The 26042-nt window shown below is 70.3% G+C and carries 25 protein-coding genes, 1 pseudogene and 1 riboswitch; of the genes and pseudogenes, 10 read left to right on the top strand and 16 right to left on the bottom strand.

Annotated elements, in window-relative coordinates:
* Nucleotides 1–2: 2 nt before the first annotated feature.
* The 4 genes from DWB68_RS11965 to DWB68_RS11950 are packed head-to-tail and all read right to left on the bottom strand — an operon-like array spanning nucleotide 3 to nucleotide 4550.
* Nucleotides 3–938, bottom strand: a complete 936-nt coding sequence (locus DWB68_RS11965; protein WP_119425357.1) for an ABC transporter permease — start codon at nucleotides 936–938, stop codon at nucleotides 3–5.
* Entirely contained in the window at nucleotides 935–2092 is a 1158-nt protein-coding gene (locus tag DWB68_RS11960; protein WP_119425356.1) for an ABC transporter ATP-binding protein, read from the bottom strand. The genes DWB68_RS11965 and DWB68_RS11960 overlap by 4 nt, the downstream gene beginning before the upstream one ends.
* A gap of 1 nt (nucleotide 2093) precedes the next feature.
* Nucleotides 2094–3260, bottom strand: a complete 1167-nt coding sequence (locus DWB68_RS11955; protein WP_233548787.1) for an ABC transporter substrate-binding protein — start codon at nucleotides 3258–3260, stop codon at nucleotides 2094–2096.
* Nucleotides 3261–3320: 60 nt separating this feature from the next.
* Entirely contained in the window at nucleotides 3321–4550 is a 1230-nt protein-coding gene (locus tag DWB68_RS11950) for an ABC transporter substrate-binding protein (RefSeq protein ID WP_119425354.1), read from the bottom strand.
* Nucleotides 4551–4776: 226 nt separating this feature from the next.
* Between DWB68_RS11950 and DWB68_RS11945 the strand changes: the two genes are divergently transcribed.
* The 4 genes from DWB68_RS11945 (at nucleotide 4777) to DWB68_RS11930 (ending at nucleotide 8773) form a co-directional block, all read left to right on the top strand.
* Nucleotides 4777–5259 (top strand): Lrp/AsnC family transcriptional regulator, encoded by a 483-nt coding sequence (locus DWB68_RS11945; protein WP_119425353.1) that lies wholly within the window; start codon nucleotides 4777–4779, stop codon nucleotides 5257–5259.
* A 20-nt stretch (nucleotides 5260–5279) separates the two neighbouring features.
* Nucleotides 5280–6671 (top strand): aspartate aminotransferase family protein, encoded by a 1392-nt coding sequence (locus tag DWB68_RS11940; protein ID WP_119425352.1) that lies wholly within the window; start codon nucleotides 5280–5282, stop codon nucleotides 6669–6671.
* Nucleotides 6672–6947: 276 nt separating this feature from the next.
* A complete protein-coding gene (locus DWB68_RS11935; protein WP_119425351.1) occupies nucleotides 6948–8396 on the top strand; it encodes an NAD(P)/FAD-dependent oxidoreductase in 1449 nt (482 codons plus the stop codon).
* The gene (locus DWB68_RS11930) at nucleotides 8393–8773 is read left to right on the top strand and encodes a cupin domain-containing protein (protein ID WP_233548786.1); all 381 of its coding nucleotides are present in this window, start codon (nucleotides 8393–8395) and stop codon (nucleotides 8771–8773) included. Before DWB68_RS11935 ends, DWB68_RS11930 begins: the two co-directional genes overlap by 4 nt.
* A 237-nt stretch (nucleotides 8774–9010) precedes the next feature.
* Here the strand turns inward: DWB68_RS11930 and DWB68_RS16020 are convergent, their stop codons facing one another.
* The 3 genes from DWB68_RS16020 to DWB68_RS16285 form a co-directional block, all read right to left on the bottom strand.
* The gene (locus tag DWB68_RS16020) at nucleotides 9011–9193 is read right to left on the bottom strand and encodes a hypothetical protein (RefSeq protein WP_147391671.1); all 183 of its coding nucleotides are present in this window, start codon (nucleotides 9191–9193) and stop codon (nucleotides 9011–9013) included.
* A 255-nt stretch (nucleotides 9194–9448) separates the two neighbouring features.
* Nucleotides 9449–9982, bottom strand: a complete 534-nt coding sequence (locus tag DWB68_RS11925) for a GNAT family N-acetyltransferase (protein WP_119425350.1) — start codon at nucleotides 9980–9982, stop codon at nucleotides 9449–9451.
* Between the two features lie 4 nt (nucleotides 9983–9986).
* A complete protein-coding gene (locus DWB68_RS16285; protein ID WP_158588303.1) occupies nucleotides 9987–10157 on the bottom strand; it encodes a hypothetical protein in 171 nt (56 codons plus the stop codon).
* A 93-nt stretch (nucleotides 10158–10250) separates the two neighbouring features.
* On the opposite strand from DWB68_RS16285, the gene DWB68_RS11920 reads away from it, so the two are divergent.
* On the top strand, nucleotides 10251–10640 hold the full coding sequence (locus DWB68_RS11920; RefSeq protein ID WP_147391670.1) for a hypothetical protein: 390 nt from the start codon (nucleotides 10251–10253) through the stop codon (nucleotides 10638–10640).
* A gap of 330 nt (nucleotides 10641–10970) precedes the next feature.
* On the opposite strand, the gene DWB68_RS11915 is transcribed toward DWB68_RS11920, so the two are convergent.
* The 4 genes from DWB68_RS11915 to gcvP form a co-directional block, all read right to left on the bottom strand.
* Entirely contained in the window at nucleotides 10971–12380 is a 1410-nt protein-coding gene (locus tag DWB68_RS11915) for an L-serine ammonia-lyase (protein ID WP_119425348.1), read from the bottom strand.
* Nucleotides 12381–12497: 117 nt separating this feature from the next.
* Nucleotides 12498–12881: a glycine cleavage system protein GcvH gene (gcvH, locus tag DWB68_RS11910; protein WP_119425347.1), complete on the bottom strand. Its 384-nt coding sequence runs from the start codon at nucleotides 12879–12881 to the stop codon at nucleotides 12498–12500.
* A gap of 47 nt (nucleotides 12882–12928) precedes the next feature.
* Entirely contained in the window at nucleotides 12929–14056 is a 1128-nt protein-coding gene (gene gcvT / locus DWB68_RS11905; RefSeq protein ID WP_119425346.1) for a glycine cleavage system aminomethyltransferase GcvT, read from the bottom strand.
* 35 nt (nucleotides 14057–14091) lie between these two features.
* Nucleotides 14092–17010: an aminomethyl-transferring glycine dehydrogenase gene (gcvP, locus tag DWB68_RS11900; protein WP_119425345.1), complete on the bottom strand. Its 2919-nt coding sequence runs from the start codon at nucleotides 17008–17010 to the stop codon at nucleotides 14092–14094.
* A 180-nt stretch (nucleotides 17011–17190) separates the two neighbouring features.
* A riboswitch (glycine riboswitch) is annotated at nucleotides 17191–17287 on the bottom strand.
* A 159-nt stretch (nucleotides 17288–17446) separates the two neighbouring features.
* Here gcvP and DWB68_RS11895 point away from each other — a divergent pair.
* Nucleotides 17447–18124: an NADPH-dependent F420 reductase gene (locus tag DWB68_RS11895; RefSeq protein ID WP_233548784.1), complete on the top strand. Its 678-nt coding sequence runs from the start codon at nucleotides 17447–17449 to the stop codon at nucleotides 18122–18124.
* 111 nt (nucleotides 18125–18235) lie between these two features.
* Here DWB68_RS11895 and DWB68_RS11890 read toward each other — a convergent pair whose 3' ends face one another.
* Nucleotides 18236–19015 carry an SGNH/GDSL hydrolase family protein gene (locus DWB68_RS11890; RefSeq protein ID WP_119425344.1) on the bottom strand — a complete coding sequence of 260 codons (780 nt, stop codon included), beginning with the start codon at nucleotides 19013–19015 and terminating at the stop codon, nucleotides 18236–18238.
* 62 nt (nucleotides 19016–19077) lie between these two features.
* A complete protein-coding gene (locus DWB68_RS11885) occupies nucleotides 19078–19821 on the bottom strand; it encodes a VIT1/CCC1 transporter family protein (RefSeq protein WP_119425343.1) in 744 nt (247 codons plus the stop codon).
* A 168-nt stretch (nucleotides 19822–19989) separates the two neighbouring features.
* Between DWB68_RS11885 and DWB68_RS11880 the strand changes: the two genes are divergently transcribed.
* On the top strand, nucleotides 19990–20271 hold the full coding sequence (locus DWB68_RS11880) for a hypothetical protein (protein ID WP_119425342.1): 282 nt from the start codon (nucleotides 19990–19992) through the stop codon (nucleotides 20269–20271).
* Nucleotides 20268–21032, top strand: coding sequence for a hypothetical protein (locus DWB68_RS11875; protein ID WP_119425341.1), 765 nt, complete (start codon nucleotides 20268–20270; stop codon nucleotides 21030–21032). Before DWB68_RS11880 ends, DWB68_RS11875 begins: the two co-directional genes overlap by 4 nt.
* 72 nt (nucleotides 21033–21104) lie before the next feature.
* Here the strand turns inward: DWB68_RS11875 and DWB68_RS11870 are convergent, their stop codons facing one another.
* Together DWB68_RS11870 and DWB68_RS11865 are read right to left on the bottom strand one after the other, a co-directional pair.
* Entirely contained in the window at nucleotides 21105–22259 is a 1155-nt protein-coding gene (locus tag DWB68_RS11870) for a serine hydrolase domain-containing protein (RefSeq protein WP_119425340.1), read from the bottom strand.
* A gap of 45 nt (nucleotides 22260–22304) precedes the next feature.
* Nucleotides 22305–23306, bottom strand: a complete 1002-nt coding sequence (locus DWB68_RS11865) for an RNase H family protein (RefSeq protein ID WP_119425339.1) — start codon at nucleotides 23304–23306, stop codon at nucleotides 22305–22307.
* Between the two features lie 231 nt (nucleotides 23307–23537).
* Here DWB68_RS11865 and DWB68_RS11860 point away from each other — a divergent pair.
* Nucleotides 23538–23957 (top strand): annotated as a pseudogene (locus DWB68_RS11860) (isochorismatase family protein); the annotation flags it as partial.
* 68 nt (nucleotides 23958–24025) lie between these two features.
* Here the strand turns inward: DWB68_RS11860 and DWB68_RS11855 are convergent.
* Complete coding sequence (locus tag DWB68_RS11855; protein WP_119425338.1) at nucleotides 24026–25147, bottom strand: glutathione S-transferase C-terminal domain-containing protein; 1122 nt, start codon at nucleotides 25145–25147, stop codon at nucleotides 24026–24028.
* A gap of 125 nt (nucleotides 25148–25272) precedes the next feature.
* Here DWB68_RS11855 and DWB68_RS11850 point away from each other — a divergent pair, with 125 nt between their 5' ends.
* On the top strand, nucleotides 25273–25755 hold the full coding sequence (locus DWB68_RS11850; RefSeq protein ID WP_233548782.1) for a MarR family winged helix-turn-helix transcriptional regulator: 483 nt from the start codon (nucleotides 25273–25275) through the stop codon (nucleotides 25753–25755).
* The last annotated feature ends 287 nt before the right edge of the window (nucleotides 25756–26042 follow it).

Raw genomic sequence — 26042 nt, 5'->3', positions numbered from 1 at the left:
TCCTAGAACAGGTCCTTGGTGCCGAAGCGCCGGATGTAGATGAGCACGAGGATGAGGATGCAGACCATGAGGATGAAGCTCAGGGCCGCGGCGCCCGGGTAGTCGATCACCTTGAAGAAGCGGGAGTCGATGACCTGGCCGATCATGCTCGTGTCGCGGTTGTTGCCGAGGATCGCGGCGTTGACGTAGTCGCCCGCCGCAGGGATGAACGTGAGCAGCGTGCCAGCAAAGACGCCGGGCATGGACTGCGGGAGCGTGACCTTCATGAACGTCTGCGCCGGGGAGGCGTAGAGGTCGCCGGAGGCCTCCAGCAGCCGGGTGTCCAGGCGCTCGAGGCTCGCGTAGATCGGCAGCATCATGAACGGCAGGAAGTTGTAGGTCAGGCCGCAGATGACCGCAAACGGCGTGGCCGTGAGGCTGCCATCCGCCGGCAGGATCGCCACGGCCTTGAGCGTCTGCACAATCCAGCCCTCGTCCGCCAGGATCTGCTTCCACGCCTGCGTGCGCAGGACGAAGGAGGAGAAGAAGGGGGCGATGAGCAGGACCAGGAGGATGCCCTTAAGCAGCGGCTTGCCCCGCAGGCGTACCGCCACGAGGTAGGCCATGGGGAAGGCGATGATGAGCGCCGCGATGGTCGCGATGAGCGCAAACACAAAGGAGCGCAGCAGCACTGGCCAGTAGCGGCTCCACACCTCGGCGTAGGTGCCGAAGTTCCAGCCGGGCACAAACTCGCCGAGGTCGGCACCCTCCGGCTTCACGAAGAGGGACATGCTCAGCAGCACCACCACGGGCGCCGCGAAGAACAGCGCCATGTAGAGCATGCCGGGCAGGATGAGCCAGGCGCCCATCCGCCCCTTCTTCTTCTCGGCCCGGATCTCCTCCGGGCTGCGCAGGTCCGCCCGCTTGGCGGCCCGCTTCAGGTCGGCGGGGGCGCTCATGACGCCTGCACCCCGGCCTCGAGGTCCTCGTTGGCGCCGAGGCCGAAGGTGTACTCCGGCTCCCAGGACATGCGGACCTGGTCACCCGGGCGGGCCGGGTCCTGGCCCAGGTTCTGGGTGAAGGTGCCCACCACGCCCACGCCGGGCACGTCCACGAGGTACTCCGTGCTCACGCCCGTGAAGGAGGCGTCGGTGACGGTGCCGACCAGCTGATTGCCGGCGTGCTGGAAGTCGGTGCGGTCCAGCTCGGCGATGCGCATCTTCTCGGGGCGCACGCCCACCACGATCTTGCCCTCCGTGGTGACGGCGCGCTCCTTGAGCAACTCGAGGCGCTGGCCGGCGACGTCGACCACGATGGCGGGTCCGGCGTCGGCCACCACCGTGCCCTCCATGAGGTTGGACTTGCCAAGGAAGTTGGCAACAAACGCGGTGCGCGGGAGCTCGTAGAGCTCGCGGGGCGAGCCCATCTGCTCGATCCGGCCCTGATTCATGACCGCCACGACGTCGGCCATGGTCATGGCCTCCTCCTGGTCGTGGGTCACGTGGATGAAGGTCAGGCCCACGTCCATCTGGATCTTCTTGAGCTCCACCTGCATCTGCCTGCGCAGCTTCATGTCCAGGGCGCCGAGCGGCTCGTCGAGCAGCAGGACGCGCGGGCGGTTGACGAGGGCGCGGGCCAGGGCCACGCGCTGCTGCTGGCCGCCGGAGAGCTGGGCCGGCTTGCGGTTTGCAAGGTGGGCCAGCTCCACCATCTCCAGGCCCGCCTTGGCCTTGGCCATGGCGTCCTTGTCCTTGCGCTGCTTCAGGCCGAAGGCGACGTTCTCGAGGATGCTCATGTGGGGGAAGAGCGCGTAGGACTGGAACACCGTGTTGACGGGGCGCTTATGGCTCGGCAGGCGGGTCACGTCCTCGCCGCCGATGCTGATGGTGCCCGACGTCGGGGCCTCCAGTCCCGCGATCATGCGCAGGGTGGTCGTCTTGCCGCAGCCGGAGGGGCCGAGCAGGGCGATGAAGGTGCCGGAGGGGATGACGAGGTCAAGTTCCTGGACGGCGGTGAAGTCGGCAAAGTGCTTGGAGATGCCGGTGAGGACGAGGTCGGCGCCGGAACCGGCGTTGACCTTGGGGCTGGACTCATGGGTGGCGGTGGTGCTCATGTCAGCTTCCAATCACTTCCTGGAACAGGTTCTGGAACAGGGTTTCTTCCTCGAGGGTGAGCTGGCGCTCGGTAGTGGTCTGCGCCAGGTACTCCTCCGTGGGGAAGATGAGGGGATCCTCGACGAGCTCCTCGTCGATCTCCTTCATGGCCTCGTCGGCGCCCAGGACGGGGCAGACGTAGTTCACGTACGCGGCGACCTCGGCCGCGACCTCGGGGTCGTAGTAGAAGTCCATGAGCTTCTCGGCGTTGGCCTTATGCGGCGAGCCGACCGGGACCATCATGTTGTCGGGCCAGATCAGGCCCTTGCGCTCGGGGAGCGCGAACTCCCACTGGTCGCCGTTCTCGAAGTTCAGCTGGGTGATGTCCCCGGAGTAGGCCATGGCCGCGACCACGTCGCCGGAGATGAGGTCCTCCTTGTAGGAGTTGCCCTTCACCTGGCGGATCTTGCCGTTGCGGATGTTCTTGTCCAGGACGTCGATGGAGTTCTCGAAGTCCGTCTGGGTCCAGTCGCCGGCGATGTCGATCCCCTGGTCCAGGAGCAGCATGGGCATGGTGTCGCGCATCTCGTCGAGGACCGTGACGCGCCCCTTCAAGCGCGGGTCCCAGAGATCGGAGACGTTGCGCAGGCCCTGCGGGAAGGCCTTCTTGTTCCACACGATCCCCGTGAAGCCGGTCTGCCACGTGACGGAGCGGTAGCGGCCCTGGTCCCAGCGGATGTCCTTGAGCTTGGGAAGCATGTTGGCAACGACGTTCGGCATGTTCGCGTGGTCGAGCTTCTGCACGTAGCCCTGGCGGATCAGGCGCTCGCACATCCAGTCGCTCGGCGTGATGATGTCGGCGCCGATGTCCTGGCCGCGCGAGAGCTGGCCCTGCACCTTGCCGTACCAGGTGTCGTTGGAGTCGATGTCCTCGGTGTAGGTGGCCTTCAGGCCGCTAGCCTTCTGGAAGGCGTCGAGCGTGGGGTGGGTGCGGCCGTCGTCGTCCAGGTCGAGGTAGAGGGTCCAATTGGACCAGCGCACCAGGGCCTCCTCGGCCGAGCGATCGGCGGCCGGGCTGGGCTTGGCGCCGCCCATGCCCTTGGTGCCGCAGGCGGAGAGCAGGCCGAGCATGGCCAGGCTGGCGGCGCCGGAGAGCACTCCGCGCCGGCTCAGCTGGGCCTGTTGCACGGCCTGCGCCATCCTGTGGCGTTGTTCCCTCAGATGGGTGCTGCGGGGGGACATGAAGGATCAGGCTCCGATCGCCGTCTGGAATTTGTCGGTGTAGTCGCTTTCCTCGCCGGGGGTCAGGGCCCGGAAGACGTATGCCTTCTTGAGGTCAGCCTCGGTGGGGAAAATCAGGGGGTTGTTGATGAGCTCGGGGTCAATCTTTTCCATGGCCTGCTGCGCGCCTTGGACGGGGCAGATGTAGTTCACGTAGGCCGCCACCTGGGCCGCGATCTCCGGCTCGTAGTAGAAGTCCATGAGCTTCTGCGCGTTGCCGAGCTGCTGCGAGGCCATCGGCACCAGGAGGTTGTCGCTCCAGAGCGTGCCGCCGGCCTCGGGGATGACGAACTCCCACTGGTCGTCGTGCTCGAAGTTCAGCTGGGTGATGTCGCCCGACCACACGATCCCGGCCAGCGCGTCGCCGGAGATCAGGTCCTCCTTGTAGGCGTTGCCCTGGACCTTGCGGATCTGGCCGCTCTGCACCTGCCTGTTCAGGGTGTCGAGGGCGGTCTCGTATTGCTCGTCTCCCCAATCGGCGGAGGAGATGTCCGTTCCCTGGTCCAGCATGAGCAGGCCCATGGTGTCGCGCATCTCGTCCAGCGCCGTGACCCGGCCCTTGAGTTCCGGGGACCAGAGATCGGAGACCGTGCGCAGGCCCTTGGGGTACTTGGCCTTGTTCCAGCAGATGCCCGCGTAGCCCGTCTGCCACGTGACGGAGTGCTTGCGGCCCGGGTCGAAGTCGACCTTCTTGAGGTTTTCAAGCATGTTCGCGTCCACATGCGGCAGCTGCGCGTGGTCGAGCTCCTGCACCCAGCCCTGGCGGATCAGGCGCCCGGCCATCCAGTCGGTGAGGGTGATGATGTCGCGGCCGATGTTCTGCCCCCGGGAGAGCTGGCCCTGCACCTTGCCGTAGTAGGTGTCGTTGCCGTCCACGTCCTCGGAGTAGTTGACCTTGACCCCGGTGCGCTTCGTGAATTCCTCGAGCGAGGGGTAGGTCTTCCCGTCATCGTCCACGTCGAGGTAGAGCGTCCAGTTGGCCCAGCTGAGCTCCTTGACGGAGGCCGAGAGGTCCTGGGCCGGGGTGAGTTGGACCTTGCTTCCGCTGCCCTTGGTGCCGCAGGCGGCAAGGAAGGCGGAGAGCCCGACGGCGCCCGCTCCGGCAAGCACGGAGCGTCGGGACGGGCGGGCGAGCTGGGCGGAGACGAGGGCCCTGATCAGCGGGTCCTGCGGTGGTGCGGGTCGACGGGAATTCATCTCACGCTCCCTACGGCTGCCGGGGCCGGGGCATGGAGGAATGCGCCGACCGGTGAACAGCGATCATGACAGAGACGTAGATCACATGACAATAGGGACCATCGTTAAATTCTGAATACGCATTCGGGATCAGTGGCGCTGACCCGACTACACAACTGATTCATTTGTGGCTAGAGTCGGTGTCGTCCCCGTCACACCAGACGGGCCTCAGGAGGTCGATAACCGCATGCCCCACCAGACCGCGTCGCACTCCAGCTCCGAGCTCGCCGCCGTGGATGCCACGAACAAGGCGATCATCGAACAGCTGCAGGAAGACGGCCGTCGCTCCTACGCCGCCATCGGCAAAGCCGTTGGTCTGAGCGAGGCCGCCACGCGAGCGCGTGTCCAGCGCCTGATCGAGGCGCGCGTGATGCAAGTTGTGGCCGTCACCGACCCGGTGCAGCTGGGATTCCAGCGCCAGGCGATGATCGGCATCCGCACCCGCGGCGACATGTCCGCCGCGGCCGATCGTTTGTCTGAGCTGCCCGAGGTCGACTACTGCGTCGTCGTCGCCGGCTCGTACGACATCCTCGCGGAGGTGGTCGCCGCTAGCGACGACGACCTGCTCCGCATCGTTAATGCCATCCGCGACGTCGACGGTGTCGAATCCACCGAGACGCTGCTCTACCTCTCCTTGCGCAAGCAGGAATACAACTGGGGAACACGATGACAATTCATTCGGGAGACACCATGACTGAGAGCCTGACCCCCAAGGGGACGCCTCGCCAGCAGGCCGCGCGCGACCACCTGTGGATGCACATGGCCCGCCACTCGCACATCGTCAACGACAACGCGAAGATCCCCACGATCGTTCGCGGCGAGGGCCACCACATCTTCGACGACCAGGGCAAGAAGTACATCGACGGCCTGGCCGGCCTCTTTGTGGTCCAGGTGGGCCACGGCCGCCAGGAGCTCGCCGAGGCCGCCGCCAAGCAGGCGGAGAAGCTTCCCTTCATGCCGCTGTGGTCCTACGCCCACGAGCCGGCCATCGACCTGGCCGAGCGCCTCGCCGACAACGCGCCGGGCGACCTGAACCGCGTCTTCTTCACCACGGGTGGTGGCGAGGCCGTCGAGTCGGCCTTCAAGCTGGCCAAGCAGTTCTGGAAGCTGCAGGGGCAGCCGGGCAAGACCAAGGTCATTTCCCGCGCGCTGGCCTACCACGGCACGCCGCAGGGCGCCCTGGCGATCACCTCCCTGCCGGGCATGAAGACCCCGTTCGAGCCGCTGGTGCCGGGCACCTTCCGCGTCCCGAACACCAACTTCTACCGCGCCCCCGAGGCCCACGCGGCCTCCGAGGAGGAGTTCGGCTACTGGGCTGCTGAGCGCATCCGCGAGCAGATCGAGTTCGAGGGCGCCGAGTCCGTCGCCGCCGTCTTCCTCGAGCCCGTGCAGAACTCCGGCGGTTGCTTCCCGCCGCCGCCCGGCTACTTCCAGCGCGTGCGCGAGATCTGCGACGAGTACAACGTCCTCCTGGTCTCCGACGAGGTCATCTGCGCCTTCGGCCGCATCGGCTCCATGTTCGCGTGCACCGACTTCGGCTACACGCCGGACATCATCACGTGCGCCAAGGGCATGACCTCGGGCTACGCCCCGATCGGCGCCATGATCGCCTCGGATCGCCTCTTCGAGCCCTTCACCAAGGGCGACACGACCTTCTACCACGGCTACACCTTCGGCGGTCACCCCGTCGCCGCCGCCGTGGCGATGGCCAACCTCGACATCTTCGAGCGCGAGAACCTGAACCAGCGCGTCAAGGACAACGCCAGCGCGTTCAAGTCCACGCTCTCGAAGCTGCTCGACCTGCCGATCGTGGGCGACGTCCGCGGCGCCGGCTACTTCTACGGCATCGAGCTGGTCAAGGACAAGACCACCAAGGAGACGTTCAACGACGAGGAGTCGGAGCGCCTGCTGCGCGGCTTCCTGTCGACCGCGCTCTACGACGCCGGCCTGTACTGCCGCGCCGACGACCGCGGCGATCCGGTCATCCAGCTGGCTCCGCCGCTGACCATCGGTCAGCCGGAGTTCGATGAGATCGAGTCGATCCTCCGCGGCGTCCTCACGGAGGCCTCGAACCACATCTGATCGCCGCTCGCCGGCCGATTCAGGCACCGCTTTGGCCGCCCAGCGCGGCCCCAGCACCCAAGGGTGGCTGGCCCCGGGACGCCCCGGGGCCAGCCACCCTTGGCATACCGACCAACTGGTAGGTAGGCTGGGTGGTGACGCACGGCACGACGCCGCTCGAGCGCCGTCGTGCCTCACGCCGGGTTCCGCCCGCCGCCCCTCGGGCGGCGCCGCGGTACCGACCCCGGCACGCCCCACCGGGCCAAGACCCGGAGCATCGCTAAGGACGCGATTCATATGTCCAACCCCCAGCTCACCATCTACGAGCGCATCGAGCAGGAGACCCCCGAGGCCACCGTCAGCGCGGCGCTCGAGGGCGCCAAGCACCTCGCCTACTGGCTCGACGACGAGCACCGCCCCGACGCCCTGCCGGCGCTCGAGGGCGAGGCGAGCGCCGACCTCGCCGTGGTCGGCGGCGGCTACAGCGGCCTGTGGACCGCCCTCATCGCCAAGGAGCGCGAGCCGCAGCGCAGCGTGATCCTGCTGGAGGGCCAGCGCATCGGCTGGGCCGCCTCCGGGCGCAACGGTGGCTTCTGCGACGCCTCGCTCGTCCACGGCGAGAGCAACGGCGAGAAGCACCTCCCCGACGAAAACGCGCGCCTCACCGAGCTCGGCATCAAGAACCTCGCCGAGATCGCCGCGACCATCGAGCGCTACGGCATGGACTGCGACTACCAGCAGGTCGGCACGCTCAGCGTGGCCCTCGAACCCCACGAGGACGAGTGGCTCCGGGAGATGGCCTCCGGGCCGAACGACCCGGACCTGCTGGACGCCGCGCAGGTGCGCGCGCAGATCGACTCCCCGCTCTTCACGGGCGGCTACTGGGACCGCGCCGAGACCGCGATCGTCAACCCGGCCAAGCTGGCCTGGGAGCTGCGCCGCGTCTGCCTCGAGCTCGGCGTGATCATCCACGAGCACACCCAGATCACCGACATCTCGGACGAGGGCGACACCGTGGTGCTCTCCGCCGCGACGGGCCGCGTGCACGCGCGCCGCGTGGCCCTCGGCACCAACGTCTTCCCCTCGCTCCTGAAGCGCAACCGCCTCTTCACCGTGCCGGTCTACGACCACGCGCTTATGACCGAGCCGCTCACGCCCGAGCAGGAAAAGACGATCGGCTGGGAGAACTTCCAGGGCCTGGCCGACATGACCAACCGCTTCCACTACGCGCGACCCACGCGCGACGCCGAGGGGCGCCTGCGCATCCTCTGGGGCGGCTGGGACGCCGTCTACCACTTCGGGCGCAGCATGAAGCCCGAGTACGAGGTCGGTGAATCCACCTATCGCAAGCTCGCCGCCCACTTCCTCGGTACCTTCCCGCACCTCGAGGGCATCAAGTTCTCTCACGCGTGGGGCGGCGCGATCGACACGTGCAGCCGCTTCTTCGCCTTCTTCGACCTCGCGATGGGCGGCAAGGTCGCCTCCGCCGCCGGCTTCACGGGCCTGGGCGTGGGCGCCACGCGCTTCGGCGCCGAGGTCATGCTCGACCTGCTCTCCGGGCAGAAGACCGAGCTGACCGAGCTGAAGATGGTCAAGAAGAAGCCGCTGCCGTTCCCGCCCGAGCCCGTGGCGTGGGTTGGCGTGCAGCTCATGACGCGCGCGCTCGTGAAGGCCGACCGCAACGAGGGCAAGCGCGGGCCCTTCCTGAAGATCATGGATGCCGTAGGAATGGGGTTCGACTCGTGAGTGCTGACCAGACGCAGGATTTTGGGCCCGGGGGCGTCGTCTCCGTGCCGGGGCTGGCGCTGGAACTGGAGGACCTGCCGGCCGAGGAGGTCGTGGCCGGCGCGCCGCAGGCCGCGGCGGCCGAGCTCGGCTCCCTGGGCGGCGTTGACTACGGCGTGTGGGAGATGACCGCGGGCACCGCCACCGACGTGGAGGCCGACGAGGTGTTCGTGGTGCTCTCCGGCTCCGCGACCGTCACGATCGCCGAGGCCGGCGGCCACGCGGGCCGCGTGCTGGAGCTCGGCCCCGGGTCTTTGGTGCACCTGTGGGCCGGCGAGGAGTCGGTCTGGGAGGTCCACTCCCCGCTGCGGAAGGTCTACTTCACGCCGGCCGGCTGAGCCTCCGCGGCGTCATGGCCGCGGCCGCCGCCCGCACTTCGGTTCTGCACCCTCTTTGGAGAGGTGCAGAACCGAAGTGTGGGCAGTTTCTTGCGTGGGTGGATGCACGACGGCGCGTGGCCGGGTTCGGCGGGCGGCGTCACGGCGGGCGGGCCTGCGGCGTCAAGGCGGGCGGCCCGCGCCGGCCGGGCGTGCGGCAGCTGGAGCCGCTCGGCCTGCGCGGGGCCTACCGCTTTCTCAACCGCTGCGCGTTTCTGCACCCTCGTGGTTGTCTGCACAGTCGGAGTTCGCTCCCGCCGAGGCGGACGCGGAGGCGCAGGCGCCCACCCCAATGCCTGGCGGTTCCTGCTTGCATCCCGTCACAGCGACGAGCAGCGTCACGGCAACGACCGTCACGAGCAGGCGCGTTCGTCCCTTCATGATCCCCTCCGAACGTCGGTCCATCCGTTGCAGCGAGTGTCGCGGGTTTCTCAGCTCAGGTCCACGGGGAGTTGCGCCGACGGCGCGACGGCCGGGCGTGCGGCAGGTGGAACCGCTCGGCCTTCGCGGGACCTCCCGCATTTTCACCGCCCGCGCGTTTCTGCACCCTCGTGGCGTCCGTGCACCGTCCCCGGGACGGTGCACGGACGCCACGAGGGTGAAAAGTCGCGGACGCGGTGAGAATCCGTGCGCGGCTCAGGCGAGGAGCAACGGCAGGGGCTCGACGGTGGGCGAAGGGTCGGTGACGAGGCGCGCGTGCGTCTCCACGTCGAAGCGCTCGGCGCCGTAGCGCAGCTTGGCGCGCTCGATGCCTTCGGCGGCAAACCCCGCGGCGCGGGCGACGGCGCAGGAGGCGGGGTTGTTCACGCGATGGCCCAGCTCAAGCCTGAACAGCCCGTCGTCGAAGGCCCAGGCGGCCAGGGCGGCCAGGCCCCGCGCCGCGAGCCCCCTCCCCCGCGCCGCCGGTGCCAGCCAGTAGTAGGCCCAGGCGGTGTCGTGGGTGCGCTCGATGGCGCTCAGGCCCACGTTGCCCACGGCCACACCGTCCACTTCCACCGCCCAGTTCTTGGCGCGCTCATGGAAGAGCAGCGAACGTTCGATGTGCGCGGCCGCCTCGTCCGGCGTGGCCGGGAGCGCGCCGCCGAACTGCGGGGCCAGGTCCGGGGCTCCGGAGACGGCGTCCAGCAGCGCCGGTGCGTCGCTCGGCAGCCACGGCCGCAGGTGGGGCACCGCCTCAGCGCTCGCTGCGCTGGCGCAGGAGCCAGTTCACGATGAGCACGCCGGCCACGATCACGACGCCAACCACGACGACGGCCGTCGCGAGGCGGAAGAGCCACTTGAGCAGGAAGAGGACGAAGAGCACGCCGACGATCACGGCCACGACGGTCAGGGCGTTGTTGCGCATGCCACCAGACTACGTGTTCACCGGCGGCGCACAGCGGGTTCCTTCCCGCGCCCAGCCCGCCGGGATAGCGTGGGGAACACCACCCCGGCCAGCGTGAAGGAGCCCCCAGCAGTGGACCTCATCGACTACGACGTCATCTCCCTGACCTCCGACGGCGAGACCGTGCCGACCCGCCGCTGGAAGCAGCTGCACGTGCCCGCCTCCCCCGCCGCCGGTTCCCTCGTGGTGCCGAGCAGCGTGTGCAACAACCCGCGCGTGGTGATCCTCTCCGTGGACGGCGACGTCTGGGAGACCGAGGACAACGGCATCCGCACCATGGAGTTCTGCGTGGACGAGGCCGACCGCAACGTCACCGACCTTGCGATGAACGTCCTGGCCGGCCGCGTGCACTTCGACCGCCAGGAGGACGACGAGGCCATCCTGCGCAACCGCGGCTACGAACTGCGCCTGCGCCCCTCAGCCCCCGCCACCGAGGAGCTCTAGCCCCAGCTACGCCCCCGCGGTCTCGGCCCAGCAACGACGCTCCCCCGCGGAGTCTCGTTCGCATCACGTTCCCTCAGATCCCTTCCGCCGTTCACCGGCCAGGGGCACGATGGGGATCAGCGGGCCTCAGAACCCGCTGTCACTTCGGGAGGGACAACACCGACGCGTTCGGCGCCGAGGTGCCCAACGGCGGACGCCCGCCGCTGGCCCTTCCAGAGTGACGGAGCCGCCGCCTGATCTTGGCGGTCCAGGCTGGACGCGCGAACGCCTCCCACCGAAGAACAGGTGGGAGGCGTTATCGCGTCCAGGGCCGCAAGCCTCGGGGGTGCCTCAGCACTCCACCACGTTGACGGCGAGGCCGCCGCGCGCCGTCTCCTTGTACTTATCCAGCATGTCCTTGCCCGTCTCGCGCATCGTGATGATGACCTCGTCGAGGGAGACGCGGTGGTCGCCGTCGCCCATCATGGCCATGCGGGAGGCGTTGACGGCCTTCGCCGAGGCGATCGCGTTGCGCTCGATGCACGGGATCTGCACGAGCCCGCCGATCGGATCGCACGTGAGCCCCAGGTTGTGCTCCATGGTGATCTCGGCGGCGTTGGAGACCTGCTCGGGCGTGCCGCCCAGCACCTCGGCCAGGCCGGCCGCCGCCATCGAGGAGGCGGAGCCGACCTCACCCTGGCAGCCGACCTCGGCGCCGGAGATCGAGGCCTGCTTCTTATAGAGATTGCCGATCGCCGCGGCCGTGAGCAGGTAGCGGCGCACCTGCTCACGCTTGACGTCCTCGCCGAGCCCGCGGCAGGCCTTGGCGTAGTGCGTCGCGTAGAAACCCACGGCCGGGATGATGCCGGCCGCGCCGTTCGTAGGAGCCGTGACGATGCGCCCGCCCGTGGCGTTCTCCTCGTTGACGGCCAGCGCCACGAGGTTCACCCACTCCTGCCAGTACTCGAAGTCACGCTTGGTGTCCTCGGCGAGCAGGCGGGCGTGCCATTCGGGGGCACGCCGGCGCACATTGAGTCCGCCGGGCAGCGTGCCGGAACGGCGCAGGGCCGAGTTCTTGCACTCCTCCATGACGTCCCAGAGGTGGTCGATGCCCGCGAGCACCTCGGCCTCGGGCCGGGCGGCGCACTCGTTGGCCAGGGCCACCTCGGAGATGGACAGGCCTGACTCGTGGCAGCGCTGCAGCAGCTCGGCCCCCGTGTCGAAAGGGTAGGGCTCGGAGGACTCGAGGTGGCCCACCGCCGCCTCCTCGCCCTCGCCCTGGCGCTCGATGAAGCCTCCGCCGATGGAGAAGTACGTCTCGTCGGCGAGCACCTCGCCCGCGGCGTCGAAGGCCTGCAGGCGCAGGCCGTTCGTGTGCCGCGGCAGCACCGTCAGCGGGTGCTGGATCATGTCCTTGACGTGATAGTCCAGCGGCACCGCCACGGCCCCGTCCAGCTGCGCTCCCAGCTCCAGCGGCGCCTCGGCGTCCCACGCCGCGTACCGCGCCTCGGCCTGCTCCGGGAGGATCTCCTCGACCCGGAAGCCCTCCAGGCCCAACAGGATGGCAGGGAACGTCCCGTGCCCGTGCCCCGTGGCGGCCAGCGAACCGTACACGTCCACGCGGAGGCCGCCCACGGAGGCCAGCCGACCGCCGTCGTGCAAGCGGCGGACAAAGTCCGCGCCGGCCCGCAGCGGGCCGACGGTGTGGGAGGAGGAGGGGCCGAGGCCCACGGAGAAGAGGTCAAAGATGCTCAGGTACACGGGGTGCACTCCTTGCTTGGCGGGACCGGCGTGAGGGTTGCGCCGGGACAAACGCCCCGGGGTGGATGTACCCCGGGGCGCCTGGTTCAGGCGGCATCAGGCGCCGCCGGAAGGTGATCAGTCGACGACGTCGCCGCCGTTGGCGGAGGCGTACTCTGACGCGGCGAGCAGCTCGCCCTCCTCGGTGACCTCGACGGTGAAGAGCCAGCCCTCGCCGTAGGGATCGGAGTTCAGCAGGCTCGGGTCATCGATCGCGGCCTGGTTGACCTCGACGATGGTGCCGGTGACGGGCGAGTAGAGGTCGGAGACCGACTTGGTGGACTCCACCTCGCCGCAGGTCTGGCCGGCGGTGACGGCGGTACCGGCCTCCGGGACGTCGACGTAGACCACGTCGCCCAGGGCGTCGGCGGCGACCTGGGAGATGCCGATCTTGGCCGGGGAGGAGGCGTCGATCCACTCGTGCTCGGCGGAGTAGCGAAGGGAGGACTTAACGGCGCTCACTGTGGGGCTCCTGACTGTTGAATGCTTTAGAGAGGATGAAAGGAAGACTACTTCTGGCGGGAGTAGAACGGCAGGGCAACGACCTCGAAGGGCTCGGCCTTGCCGCGCAGATCCGCGTCAAGCGCGGTCCCCAGCTCGGAATGCTCGACGTCGACCATCGCCAGGGCGACCGGGTAACCGAGCGTGGGCGAGGGCTGACCGGAAGTCACCTCGCCGATGACCACGCCGTCCTTCAGGACGGGGTAACCACCGCGGGCCGCGCGGCGGCCCAGGCCCTTCAGTCCCACGAGGCGGCGACCGCTCGTGGCGCCGCGGCCCTCGACCTTGGCGGCCTCGAACGCGGCGCGCCCCACGAAGTCCTCCTCCTTCTTGAGGGAGACGACGGGGCCGAGGCCGGCCTCGAGCGGGGTGATGTCCAGGCTCAGCTCGTTGCCGTAGAGCGGCATGCCGGCCTCGAGACGCAGCGAGTCGCGCGAGGCGAGGCCCGCCGGGATGAGGCCGTGGTCCTCGCCGGCGGCCAGCAGCGCGTCCCACAGGGCGGGGGCCTGCTCATTGCTCACGTAGAGCTCGAAGCCGTCCTCGCCCGTGTAGCCGGTGCGGGCCAGCAGGATGTCGATGCCGGCGATGGTCACCGGGGCCGCCGCGTAGTACGGCATCTCGGTGATCGTGGCGTGCTGCTCGGCCGGGGCCTGGCTCAACAGGATGGCCTCGGAGACCGGGCCCTGCACGGCCACGAGGCTCGTGGTGTCGGACTCGTTGACGACCGTAACGTCGAAGCCGGCGGCGCGCTCCTGCAGCGCGGCAAACACCGTGGGGGCGTTGCCGGCGTTGGGAACCACGAGGTACTCGTCCTCGGCCAGGCGGTAGCTGATGAGGTCGTCGATGATCCCGGCGTTCTCGTCCAGGATCAGCGAGTACTTGGCCTTGCCGACCTTGACGATGCCGAGGTTGCCGGCCAGCGCCGTGTTGAGGAAGCGCGCGGCGTCGGGGCCGGAGACGCGGACCTCGCCCATGTGCGAGAGGTCGAACAGGCCGGCGGCGGAGCGGACGGCCTTGTGCTCGGCCAGCTCGGAGCCGTAGCGCAGGGGCATGTCCCAGCCGCCGAAGTCCGTGAAGGACGCGCCGAGGGCCTCGTGCGCGGCGTGCAGCGCCGTGTGGCGGGAGATGGTGCTCATGATCTTCTCCTAGTCAGTGGTGTGCAGGGCCGGGCTCAGGACTCGAAGGCCTCGGGCGGCGGGCAGGCGCAGATCAGGTTGCGGTCGCCCGCGGCCTGGTCGATGCGGCCAACGGCCGGGAAGTACTTGTCCACGCGCTTGGTGTGGCCCGGGAAGGCCGCCTGCTCGCGGGTGTAGGAGCGCTCCCAGCCCTCGGAGATCACGGCGTCGGCCGTGTGCGGGGCGTTGCGCAGCGGCGAACCCTCGAGGGTGTGCACGCCGTCGGCCACCTCGTCGATCTCGGCGCGGATGGCAAGCATCGCGTCGATGAAGCGATCCAGCTCGCCCTTGTCCTCGGACTCGGTGGGCTCAACCATGAGGGTGCCGGCCACCGGGAAGGCCAGGGTCGGGGCGTGGAAGCCGAAGTCCACGAGGCGCTTGCAGACGTCCTCGGCGGTGACGCCGGTCTTGGCGGTCAGCTCGCGCAGATCCAGGATGCACTCGTGCGCCACGAGGCCAGAGGTGCCCGTGTACAGCACCGGGAAGGCCTCGTTGAGGCGGCGGGCCACGTAGTTGGCACCCAGGAGGGCGTTCTTGGTGGCCTCGGTCAGGCCCTCGTTGCCCATCATGGCCACGTAGGCCCAGGAGATGGGGAGCACGCCGGCGGAGCCGAAGGTCGCCGCGGCGACCGGGGCGCCCGTGCGGGAGTCCATGTCCTCGGAGGAACGGCCAATGGAGGAACCGGGCAGGAACGGGAGCAGGTGCTCCGCGACCGCCACCGGGCCCACGCCCGGGCCGCCGCCGCCGTGAGGGATGCAGAAGGTCTTGTGCAGGTTCAGGTGCGAGACGTCGCCGCCGAACTTGCCGGGCTGGGCGAGGCCGACCAGGGCGTTCATGTTGGCGCCGTCGATGTAGACCTGGCCGCCGGCCGCGTGCACCTTGGCGCACACGTCGGTGACCTCCTCCTCGTACACACCGTGCGTGGAGGGGTAGGTGATCATGATGGCGGCGACGCGGCCCTCGTGGGCGGCGATCTTCGCGTCGAGATCGGCGGCGTCGATGGTGCCGTCGTCGGCCGTGGCGACCACGACGACGCGCAGGCCGGCCAGGACGGCGGAGGCGGCGTTGGTGCCGTGGGCCGAGGCCGGGATGAGGCAGACGTCGCGGTCGGTGTCGCCGTTGGCCAGGTGGAACTGGCGGATGGCGAGCATGCCCGCGTACTCACCCTGCGATCCGGCGTTGGGCTGCAGGGAGACGCCGGCGTAGCCGGTGATCTCGGTCAGCGAGCCCTCGAGATCCGCGATGAGCGCGCGCCAGCCCTCGGTCTGCTCCGTGGGGGCAAACGGGTGGATGCCCGCGAACTCGGGCCAGGTGATGGCCTCCATCTCGGCGGCGGCGTTGAGCTTCATGGTGCAGGAGCCCAGCGGGATCATGGTGCGATCCAGCGCGAGGTCGCGGTCCGAGAGGCGGCGCAGGTAACGCATCATCTGGGTCTCGGAGCGCACCGTGTGGAAGATCGGGTGCGTCAGGTACTCGGAGGTGCGCACCACGCCGGCGGCCTCGCCGGTCGGGGTGACGGTGGCCGAGGCGGCCGCGGCAGCGGCGTCGTCGGCCGAGGAACCGAGCACGCCGGCGATGGCGCGCACGAGGGCCTCGACGATGGCCGGGGTGGTGGCCTCGTCCGCGGAGAAGGACACCGTGTCGGCATCGATCAGGCGGATGTTGATGCCGGCGGCGTCGGCGGCGGCCACGACGGCCTCGCCCTTGCCGGCGACCTCGAGGGAGACAGTGTCGAAGAAGGAGTCGGTCAGCGCCACGGCGCCGGCGGCGACGGCACCGGCCGTGATGGCGGCGGCGCGGGCGTGGACGCGCTGGGCGATCGCCTTGAGGCCGGCCGGGCCGTGGTAGACGGCGTACATCGAGGCGACGACGGCCAGGAGGGCCTGCGCCGTGCAGATGTTGGACGTGGCCTTCTCGCGGCGGATGTGCTGCTCGCGGGTCTGCAGGGCCAGGCGGTAGGCCGGGCGGCCGGCGGAGTCCTTGGAGACGCCCACGAGGCGGCCGGGCAGGTTGCGCTCGAGGCCCTGGCGGACGGCCATGTACGCGGCGTGCGGGCCGCCGAAGAACAGCGGCACGCCGAAGCGCTGGGAGTTGCCCACGGCGACGTCGGCGCCCTGCTCACCGGGAGGCGTGATGAGCGTGAGGGAGAGGATGTCGGCGGCCACGGTGACCATGGCGCCGCGCTCGTGCGCCTGGGAGATGAGCTCGGCGTGGTTGGCGATGCGGCCGGAGTCGCCCGGCTGCTGCAGCACGATGCCGCTGATCTCGCCCTCGGGCAGGCCCTGGGAGAGATCGGCGACGACCACGGTGAAGCCGAGCGCCTTGGCGCGGCCCTCGACCACGGCGATGGACTGGGCGAAGAGCTCGGAGTCGAGGACCGTGATGGCCTCGGGCTTGGCCTTCGTGGCGCGGCGCATGAGCAGCACGGCCTCGGCCACGGCGGAGGCTTCGTCCAGGAGGGAGGCGTTGGCGATGGGGAGGGCAGTCAGGTCCTCGATCATCGTCTGGAAGTTCAGGAGGGCCTCGAGGCGGCCCTGGGAGATCTCGGGCTGGTACGGCGTGTAGGCCGTGTACCAGGCGGGGTTCTCCACGACGTTGCGGCGGATCACGGCCGGCGTCAGGGTGTCGTAGAAGCCCTGGCCAATCATCTGGGCGCGGGTGACGTTGCGGCCCGCGTATTCGCGGAGGGCGGCGAGCGCCTCCTCCTCGCTGAGCGGGGCGTCCAGGTCCAGGCCGCCGGAGAGGCGGATGGAGGCCGGCACCGCGGTGTCGACGAGCGCGTCGAGGGAGTCGTAGCCGAGCACGCTCAGCATCTCCTCGCGATCGCTGCCCTGGGGGCCGATGTGCCGGTCGGCGAAGCCGCCGGGGCCGGTGAGATTGCCGAGATTGGCGAGGTCGGACGGTTGGACGCTCATCTATTGCTCTCCCGAAGACGCGGTGGGGCCGTGCGCGCACCCCGTTCAGGGGCGCGTCGTCCTCCCCACCCTGTATCGGGACCTGAGAGATTCCGCGTGTCCTTGGCCGCGAGGGCCACGGGGCGCTTGCACCGTCGGTGGGCCGTTCCGGTTGCCCGGGTGGCCGCTTTCCAGGGTTGCCTCGTCGCGGCGGTGCGGGGGCCTGAGAGTTTCCCGGGGAGGGATTGCTCCTACGGCGCCCACCCCATGCGGGGAGGGACTCTCCCGCCGCGGGTCGACAGCCGTGCCCACCGCCACGCCAGCAGCGCCGGGCACAGGGTTCAGTCTACGTGGCGACGTGTCTCTTACGCCACATCGGGCGAGCGTTACTTGAAGATTGAACTAAACGCTGCCTATGATTGAAGCATCAAGTAAACGATGACGGTGAGGAACCGACGTGAACCGCCTCTTCGCCCGCCTCTTCAAGCAGAAGGTCCCCATGACTGACATCAGCATCCTCGGCACCGGTAACATGGCCAAGGCCCTCGCGACCCGCGCCCTCGCCGCCGGCCGCAGCCTGCAAATCCTGGCCCGCGACGAGGCCAAGGCCGCCGCCCTGGCCGCCGAGCTCGGCGCCGGCGTCACCTCCGCCACCCTGACCGAGGCCCCCGCAGGCCGCCTGGTCATCGCCGCGCTGCCCTTCGACGCCATCGTCGAGTACGCAACGACCCAGGGCGCCGCCCTGTCTGGCAAGGTGCTCGTCGACCTCTCCAACCCGGTCGACTTCTCCACCTTCGACGCCCTGACCGTCCCGGCCGATTCCTCCGTCGCCCAGCTCATCGCCGCCGCCTCCGCCGCCCCCGTCGTGAAGGCCTTCAACACCACCTTCGCCGGACCGCTGACCGCGGGCGAGGGCTACGGCGCCCCGCTCGACGTGTTTGTCGCCGCCGACGACGCCGAGGCCGCCGCCCTCGTCTCCGCCTTCATCGCCGACGCCGGCCTGCGCCCCCTCCCCGTGGGCGGCCTGCACCACGCCCGCGAGCTCGAGGGCATGCAGCTGCTCGTCATGGCCATGCAGGTCAACGAGGCGCTCCCGGCCTTCCAGTGGGGCACCTCCCTCAAGGTCCTGGGCTGAGCACGCCCCCGATCCCCCGCTGACGCGAGGGGAAGCACACAAACGCCCGACGGCGTGTGGTGACCCCACGCCGTCAGGCGTTTGTTGCGTGCCTGGTTCCGGCAGGCGCGCCTAGCGCGTGACCGTGCCGTCCGCCGCGAGCGAGACCCACTCGGGGAAGCGCGCGGAGAGATGGTCTCCGGAGGAGGTGCCCTTGAGGCGGCGCTGGACCCACGGGCCCACGTACTCCACGGCCCAGCGGCCGTTGTCCTTGGCGGTCTCCCAGCGGCTGAGGTTCGGTAGCTCGCGCGGGGCCGGGTCCTCCCCCGGCACCTCGCGGGCCAGAACGCCCAGGACCTTGCGGCTCATGAGCTCGTGGCCGCGCTCGTTCATGTGGAGGCGGTCGGTGGCCCAGTAGCCCATGTGGTTGAAGTCGCGCCAGCGCCAGTAGTCGGCGATGCGGGCGCCCGTGACGTCGGCGACCTCGCGGATGCGCTCGTTGTAGAGGGCCGTGCGCCCCACGAGCTTGCCGAAAACCGGCGAGGAGGAGCCGTCGAAGCCCGTGAAGATGACGACCTCGGCGCCGGTGTCCTGCAGGCGCTTCACTGCCGCGCCGTAGCCGCGGACCAGCTCGTCGATGTTGACCTTGGGCCGCATGATGTCGTTGCCGCCCGCGTAGAGCGTGACGAGCGTGGGCTTGAGCGCCACCGCCGCGTCGATCTGCTCCGTGAGCACCTGCGGGATCTTCTTGCCGCGGATGGCGAGGTTGGCGTAGCCCCAGCCCTCGGCGCACAGGGTCTCGGCGACGCGGTCGGCCCAGCCGCGCACCTGGTTGGGGCGGTTCACATCGACGTCGCCCATGCCCTCGGTGAAGGAGTCGCCCAGGGCCAAGAATCGTTGCTCAAATTCCACGGCCTCACCCTACGCCCGTGGGGGCGCCGGGTGAGGCCGGTGGCGTTCGGTGACGCGTGCGCCTAAGCCACGCTCGTGCCGAGCCAGGCGCCGATCCCCCACGTCACGGCGAGCGCGAGGGCCCCGCCGATGATGGTGCGGATCGCGGCCCGCGTGCCCTTGGCGCCGCCCAGGTAGGCCCCCACGGCACCGGTCAGGGCCAGTGCCACGAGCACCGCCACGAAGGTCGCCGGGATGCGAATGGACGGCGGGAGCAGGATCGCCATGAGGAAGGGCAGCGCGGCGCCGACCAGGAAGGAGACCGCCGAGGCGATCGCGGCGGACCACGGCGAGGGGATGTCGTCCTCGTCGATGTGCAGCTCGGTCTCGAGGTGGGCGCGCAGCGCGTCCTTCTCCGTGAGCTCCTGGGCCACCCGCTCCGCCGTGGGGCGGCTGAGCCCCTTGGCCTCGTAGAGCTGGGTGAGCTCCTCGAGCTCCTCCTCCGGCATGGTGGCGAGTTCCTCGCGCTCCTTCGCGACGAGGGCGCGCTGGGCGTCGCGCTGGCTGGAGACGGAGACGTACTCGCCGAGGGCCATGGAGATGGCGCCGCCCACCACTGCTGCGGCGCCGGCCACCACGATGGGGCCCACCTCCTGGGTGGCGCCCGCGACGCCAACCACCACGGCGGCCACGGACACGATGCCGTCGTTGGCGCCGAGCACGCCGGCGCGCAGCCAATTCAGCTTGCTGGCCAGGCCCTCGGCGCTGTGTTCCTCGGCGTGGGGTGCCTCCGGCAGGGTGGTCTCGGGGGAATCGTTGCGACTCATGGCGTCATCCTCCCCCTCGCCACGCCCGGGCGCCAGGCAGGAAAGGCTTTCCTTACCCGCCCGCGGATCCGCGCCGTTGCTGGGATGCGTTGCCTTCCCCAGGATGTTCATCGGCCCCCGTCAGAGCACACCCAGGAAGCGCACAGACAGGCTGGGAAGGGTGAGGGCATGAACTTCACCCAGCGCGTCCTGACCGGTGTCGCCTCCGTCTCCCTCGCCGCGGCCGGCGTTCTCGGCCTCGGCGCCGGGTGGGGGCTCTCCAACGGCCACGGGCCGCAAGGCGGGGCCAGCGAGGCGCGCTCCGGCTCGGCGGTGCCGGGCGGCTCCGGCCTGGCCACCGTGTCCACGGGTTCTGCTGCGGCCTGGCGCACCGTCAGCGCCGAGGCCCTGCTCGGATCCGCCCCGGCGGACGTCACGACCCGCGGCCACCACCGGGCGGTGGCGGCATGACCGCCCTGCCGAACGAGACGCCCCTCCCCCACCTCGAGGCCTTCGACGCCCACGGCGTCCGCATGACCCTGACCGTGCCGGCCGAGCCGGACGAGGCGGAGGCAGCCACCGAGGTCATCAAGCGCCTGGCGCTGGAGACGGCGCCGCGCTGGGAACGCGTGCCGGGCACCGTGGGCGGCACGGCGCTGCGCGCCCGGCTCCTCGACGAGGCCGGGTTGGCCCTCGATGGGCTCGGCTTCATGCACTGGGCGCTCTCCGCCGACGGCGATGTGCTCGCCTCCGGCTCACCGCGCCCGCGGCGCGCGCCGGAGGACGGGGCGGACCCCTTCTTCGGGGATCCGTGGCGCGCCAGCATCGCCGACGAGAACGGTCTGGCCGTGGCCGACGTCGCCCTCGCCGGGACGCCCGGCTGGCACGCCGCCCTGGCGGTGCGCCGCCGCGGCGACGGCGACCGGGCCCGCACCGTGGCCGTGCTGGCCGACGCAGCCCGCGCGGCCGACCGCCTGGCCAACGAGCTCGTGTCCGCCCGGCCCGGGGAGATCGAACGCCTCGAGGCCTCCCTCGCCGGCGACGGCGCCGCGGCCCTGGTCCTGGCCGCCGGCCAGGAGCCACTCGTGACGGAGGGCTGGCCGCTGGCCGGTGCCGCCTGGCTCGCCTCGGAGGCCCCGGCGAGCGCTCGTCTCATCCCGCCTTTTTCGTCGAATCCCGCACCATCTGTGCGGGATTCGACGAAATGTGCCGGAAGGGAACTCGAGGAGTGAACAGCACGACGGCGCGTGGCTGGCTGGGAGCCGGCCACGCGCCGTCGGGCGTTGGGACCAAGAAGCGCGGGCTCAGCCCGCGAGCTGCGCCAGGATCGCCTCGCGGACCGCGACCGTGAGGCGCTGGGCCAGGCAGCCGTTGGTGCCGCCGGCCTGCGGCGTGAACGGCAGGTACGCAAAGGTGAGGCCCCAGCCCGGGTCGGCGAAGCTCACGGTGCCGTTGGCGCCGTCGTGCCCAAAGGCCGCGGCGGAACCCCAGTCGTTGTTGGGGTTCGGGCGCATGAAGCCCACGCCGAAGGCCTTCATGTTCCCGGAGATCCGGTCGTGCCCGAACGCCCGGTCGCGGGACACCTCCGCGATCGTCGCCGCGCTCAGCAGCGGCGCGGTGAGCGAGCCGTCGGCGCGGCGCAGCCCAGTGGTCGCGTAGGCGTAGGCGCGGGCCAGGCCGCGCGCGCTCGCGACGCCGCCCACTGCCGCCGGCCCGACCTCGCGCACGCGGCGCAGGTTCGGGACCTGCATGAGGTCGTAGGAGCGCTGGCCGTTCGCATCGAGGAAGCCGGCGATCGAGTTCATCGCCAGCCCCGAGAGCCCGAACGGGTCGACGAAGCCCATCCCGCCCACGGACGGCACCGGCACGTAACGCGCCTCCTGCTCCTCGGGCAGGCCGAGCCAGGCGTCGGCCTCCGCGGGGACACGGATCCACTCCTCGTAGAGCTCCTGCACGCGGCGGCCAGTGATCCGCAAGACCAGCTCCTCGATGAAGGTGCCGAAGGTCAGCGCGTGGTAGCCAAAGGCCACGCCGGGGGTCCACTGCGGGGCCAGGGCAGCGAGGATCGCGGCGGCCGGGCGGGAGTCGAGGAAGTCGTCCATGTCCAGGCCGTTGACGGGCCCGGGCAGGCCGGCCTGGTGCGAGAGCAGCTGCTCGACCGTGACGGCGCCCTTGCCCGCCACGGCAAACTCGGGCCAGTACTGGGCCACCGGGCCGGCCGGGTCCACGAGCCCGTCCTGGATCAGCTTCGCGAAGACGAGCGAGGAGAGGCCCTTGGAGACCGAGAAGACGCCGTGCAGGCGGCCCGTGTCCAGGCCCTCGCCCACCGCGAGATCCAGCACGGGCTCGCCGCGCAGGTAGACGGCGAGCTGGGCACGGTGAGTCGGGTCCTGCTCCGTGGCCTCGGCGAGAAGGCGCGCGACGCCCTCGAAGCGCGGGGCGATGATGGGCTGCTGCATGGTGCTCCCTGGTGTTCCGGGTGAGATGTGGTCTGGGGCGCGGGCTCAGCCGCGCGCGGTTTCCTGGCGGAAGAAGCAGCGCCAGCGCCCGGATTCGCGCCGCCACCACGAGGTGATGACGGAGGAGGCGGGGCCGCGGAAGACGAGGTAGGCCAGCTGCACGACCTCGCCGTGCAGCTCCTCGGCGAGGCGCTCCACGCCGTCCACCGTGGAGCGCGCTGCCTCGGAGGCGGCGAGCGAGGCGGCGTCCAGCAGCTCGCCGGCGGCGCCCACGCCGCGGAAGGAGGGCGAGAGCAGGAAGCGCAGGGTCTCGGGGTCCTGACGCTCGACGGCGTCCATCACCTCGGCCTCGAGCGTCAGGGCCACGCCCACGGGCGTGGCGAGGCCGGCCGCCTCGTCTAGGCCGGGCAGGCTGTCGCCGCTCGGCTCGGCGTCGGTGCCCGACGACGCGGTGTCGCCACCGCGGCCCGGCTCGCCACCGCGCGCGGCCGCGCTCGAGGAAGCCGGGGTGCCCGTCCCGGCCCCGCGCTGGCCCGCGGCCGCGCCGGAACCGGACGCCGCGCCGTCGTGCGTTGAACCGGCGGCACCCGGGTAGCTCGGCCCCGCGTCCGGCTCCTTGCCGCCCTGGTAGGCGGTGGCGGCGCCGCGGGCGCGGTCGTCGGCTGCCTCGTTGAGCGGGTGGCCGGCGTGGCCCTTGACCCACTCGAAGCTCACGTCGCGGCCCTCGAGCGCTGCGTCGATGTCCTTCAGGAGGTCCTGGTTGAGGACGGGCTTGCCGTCTGCCTTCTTCCAGCCCTTCTTCTTCCAGCCCTTCATCCACTTCGTGACGGAGTTGATGACGTACTGGGAGTCGCAGAGGATCCGCAGCGGCTCGCCCGTGTGGGCCGTGGACCGCAGGAGGTCCAGGACGGCCATGAGCTCGCCCTGGTTGTTGGTGCCACGCTTCCAGCCGCCGGCGTGCCAGGTGTTGTCGTCGATGTACCAAGCCCAACCGGCCGGCCCGGGGTTGCCCAGGGCGCTGCCGTCCGCCGCCGCGATGATCGTCATGGTGCTATCTCATCACAGGGGGCGGACGCCGCTTCCACCGTCGGGGACGCGTTCTACGCTTGGACGGTCAGCGCAGCTTGGCCGAGAGGGCAGCCCATGAGCACCTTGCAGGATCGAGACAGCACCGCCCTCGTGGTGGTGGACGTGCAGAACGACGTGGTCGCCGAGGCGCCGCACCGCGACGAGGTGGTGGCGCGGATCGCGGACCTGGTGTAACGGGCGCGGGCCGAGGGCGCGCCGGTGGTGTGGGTGCAGCACTCCGAGGACGAGGAGCTGGTGCGCGGGACGCCCGGCTGGGAGATCGTGCCCGAGCTGGTGCCGGCGGACGGCGAGGCCCGCGTGCACAAGCGCTACGGCGACTCCTTCGAGGGGACCGACCTGGAGGACGTGCTTGCGGCGGCCCGCGTGGGGCGGCTCGTGGTCACCGGCGCGGAGACGGACGCGTGCGTGCGCTCCACCATCCACGGCGGCTTCACGCGCGGCTACGACGTCACCCTCGTGGGCGACGCGCACACCGCCGGCGACAAGAGCGCCTGGGGCGCGCCGCCCGTGGACGACGTCATCGCGCACACCAATCTGTACTGGCAGTTCCAGGCCGCGCCGGGGCGCACCGCCGCCGTGGTGGACGCCGCGGACGTCGTCTTTTCCTGACAGCGCCCGACGGCGCGGCGGGGCTGGGTGCCCCACCGCGCCGTCGCGCCGTGTGAAGGTGAGCCGGCTCAGGCCGGGTAGAGCGGGTTGTGGCCGGCCGCCACGCGCTCGGAGGCGCGGACGGGCTCCGGCGCCGTGCCGTCGCCGAAGGGCGCGCCGCCGAGCTTGGCGCGGTCGTGATCGTCGAGCCAATTGGAGAGGTCCGGGCCCACGGGGACGATGCGCGTGGGGTTAATGTCCTCGTGCACCTTGTAGTAGTGGTCCTTGATCTGGACGAAGTCGATCGTGTCGCCGAAGCCGGGGGTCTGGAAGAGGTCGCGCGCGTAGCCCCAGAGGTTGTCCATCTCGGCGAGCTTGTTGCGGTTCGTCTTGAAGTGCCCGTGGTACACCGCGTCGAAGCGCGCGAGCGTCGTGAAGAGGCGCACATCGGCCTCGGTGATCGTGGGGCCCATGAGGTAGCGGCGCGTCGCCAAACGCTCCTCCAGCCAATCCATCGCGTCCCACAGACGCGCGTACGCGGCGTCGTACGCCTCCTGGGAGCCGGCAAAGCCAGCGCGGTAGACGCCGTTGTTAACCTCTGTGAAGACGCGGGTCATGACGGGCCACATCTCATCGAGCTCGCCCTCGGGGAGGAGGTTGGGAGCGCCCTCGCGGTGGAACTCCTTCCACTGCGTGGAGAAGTCGAGGGTGATCTGCGGGTAGTTGTTGGTGACCACACCGCCGCTCGGGATGTCGACGATGGCCGGGACCGTGATGCCTCGCGGGTAGTCGGGGAAGCGCTTGAAGTAGTTCTCCTGGAGACGCTCGGTGCCGAGCACCGGATCCTTGCCGCCCTCGTCGAGGTCGAAGGTCCAGGAGCGGACGTCGTGCACGGGGCCGGGCTGCCCCAGGGAGATCGCATCCTCGAGGCCCAGGAGGCGGCGGACGATCACGGTGCGGTTGGCCCAGGGACACGCGCGGGCGGCGACGAGGCGGTAGCGGCCGGCCTCGACGGGCCAAGCCTGCGCGCCGGGGGTGAGTCCAAAGCCGAGGGAGCCGACCTTGGACGCCGGCGGGGCCGGAAGGGTGCGCACCGCCGCAGGGTCGGCGACGATGCGGTCCTCGATGTAGTTGGTGTCGCGGTTGAACTCCTCGCCGCCGTGCACGTACGCGCCCTTGGTGGAGTACTCGCTTGCCTCGTGCTGGCCCATGATTGCCTGCCCTCCGTGCCGTCTGCTGCCGCCGTTTCGCGCCATGAAAGGATGGTGACGCTCCCCGCGTTGTGATCCCCAGTCTTCCGTGAGATGATTGACACGTCAACTTGTAGGAGGAAACAGTGACGGATCCAACCCCCCAGGACACCCGCTGGCTCAACGCTGAGGAGCAGGAGACGTGGCTCGCGATCCGCGAGTTCATGTGGGGCTACCCCGCCGCCCTCGACCGCCAGAACGCCCGCGATTCCGGGCTGTCAACGGGCGAGTACTCGGTGCTCGCGACCCTGTCCGAGGCCGAGGGTCACCGCCTGCGCGCCGGCGACGCCGCCGCCGACCTCGGCTGGGAACGCAGCCGCCTCTCGCACCTGCTGCGCCGCATGGAGGGCAAGGGCCTCATCGAGCGCGTGACCTCCAGCTGCGATGGCCGCGGCCAGGACGTGCTCCTCACCGAGGCCGGCTGGGACGCCATCCGCGCCGCCGCGCCCGATCACGTGACGTTTGTCCGCGAGACGATCTTCGATCCGCTGACGGCCGAGGAGCAGGCCGTACTGGCCGGGGCCCTGCGCAAGATCCGCGAGGCCACGCAGGAGCACGGGCTCTGGTGAGCCCGGCTTCCCCCCGCTTTGAGGCGCTTTCCGCGCTTTGAGGCGGGATTTTCGCGCCTCACAGCGCAGATCCGGCCTCAAAGCGCGTGAGGGTGGGTGCCCGACGGCGTATGGCGGGCATGGGTGCCCTCCGCCGGACGGCGGGCGGCCGGGTGGGTGCCCGACGGCGGGCGGGCGGCCCGGGCGGGTGGCCCGGGCGGGCGACCTAGGTGTTCTTCCCACTGACGTTGTGGACGCGATCGATGGGTGAGAGGCCTCCGATGCCGGTGTGGGGTCGGTGATGATTG

The organism is Galactobacter valiniphilus, assembly GCF_003575975.1.
In the GTDB taxonomy this organism is placed as follows: Bacteria; Actinomycetota; Actinomycetes; order Actinomycetales; family Micrococcaceae; genus Galactobacter; species Galactobacter valiniphilus.
This window is presented reverse-complemented; position numbering and strand designations above follow the sequence as displayed.

What these genes read in the sequence shown, in the direction of transcription:
- DWB68_RS11940 (WP_119425352.1), top strand. Translation starts at nt 5,280, where the DNA reads ATGACTGAGAGCCTGACCCCCAAGGGGACGCCTCGCCAGCAGGCCGCG.
- DWB68_RS11950 (WP_119425354.1), bottom strand. Translation starts at nt 4,550, where the DNA reads ATGAATTCCCGTCGACCCGCACCACCGCAGGACCCGCTGATCAGGGCC.
- gcvP (WP_119425345.1), bottom strand. Translation starts at nt 17,010, where the DNA reads ATGAGCGTCCAACCGTCCGACCTCGCCAATCTCGGCAATCTCACCGGC.
- DWB68_RS11870 (WP_119425340.1), bottom strand. Translation starts at nt 22,259, where the DNA reads ATGCAGCAGCCCATCATCGCCCCGCGCTTCGAGGGCGTCGCGCGCCTT.
- DWB68_RS16020 (WP_147391671.1), bottom strand. Translation starts at nt 9,193, where the DNA reads ATGAAGGGACGAACGCGCCTGCTCGTGACGGTCGTTGCCGTGACGCTG.
- DWB68_RS11880 (WP_119425342.1), top strand. Translation starts at nt 19,990, where the DNA reads ATGAACTTCACCCAGCGCGTCCTGACCGGTGTCGCCTCCGTCTCCCTC.
- DWB68_RS11960 (WP_119425356.1), bottom strand. Translation starts at nt 2,092, where the DNA reads ATGAGCACCACCGCCACCCATGAGTCCAGCCCCAAGGTCAACGCCGGT.
- DWB68_RS11885 (WP_119425343.1), bottom strand. Translation starts at nt 19,821, where the DNA reads ATGAGTCGCAACGATTCCCCCGAGACCACCCTGCCGGAGGCACCCCAC.
- DWB68_RS11965 (WP_119425357.1), bottom strand. Translation starts at nt 938, where the DNA reads ATGAGCGCCCCCGCCGACCTGAAGCGGGCCGCCAAGCGGGCGGACCTG.
- gcvT (WP_119425346.1), bottom strand. Translation starts at nt 14,056, where the DNA reads ATGAGCACCATCTCCCGCCACACGGCGCTGCACGCCGCGCACGAGGCC.
- DWB68_RS11875 (WP_119425341.1), top strand. Translation starts at nt 20,268, where the DNA reads ATGACCGCCCTGCCGAACGAGACGCCCCTCCCCCACCTCGAGGCCTTC.
- DWB68_RS16285 (WP_158588303.1), bottom strand. Translation starts at nt 10,157, where the DNA reads ATGCGCAACAACGCCCTGACCGTCGTGGCCGTGATCGTCGGCGTGCTC.
- DWB68_RS11865 (WP_119425339.1), bottom strand. Translation starts at nt 23,306, where the DNA reads ATGACGATCATCGCGGCGGCGGACGGCAGCGCCCTGGGCAACCCCGGG.
- DWB68_RS11855 (WP_119425338.1), bottom strand. Translation starts at nt 25,147, where the DNA reads ATGGGCCAGCACGAGGCAAGCGAGTACTCCACCAAGGGCGCGTACGTG.
- DWB68_RS11935 (WP_119425351.1), top strand. Translation starts at nt 6,948, where the DNA reads ATGTCCAACCCCCAGCTCACCATCTACGAGCGCATCGAGCAGGAGACC.
- DWB68_RS11945 (WP_119425353.1), top strand. Translation starts at nt 4,777, where the DNA reads ATGCCCCACCAGACCGCGTCGCACTCCAGCTCCGAGCTCGCCGCCGTG.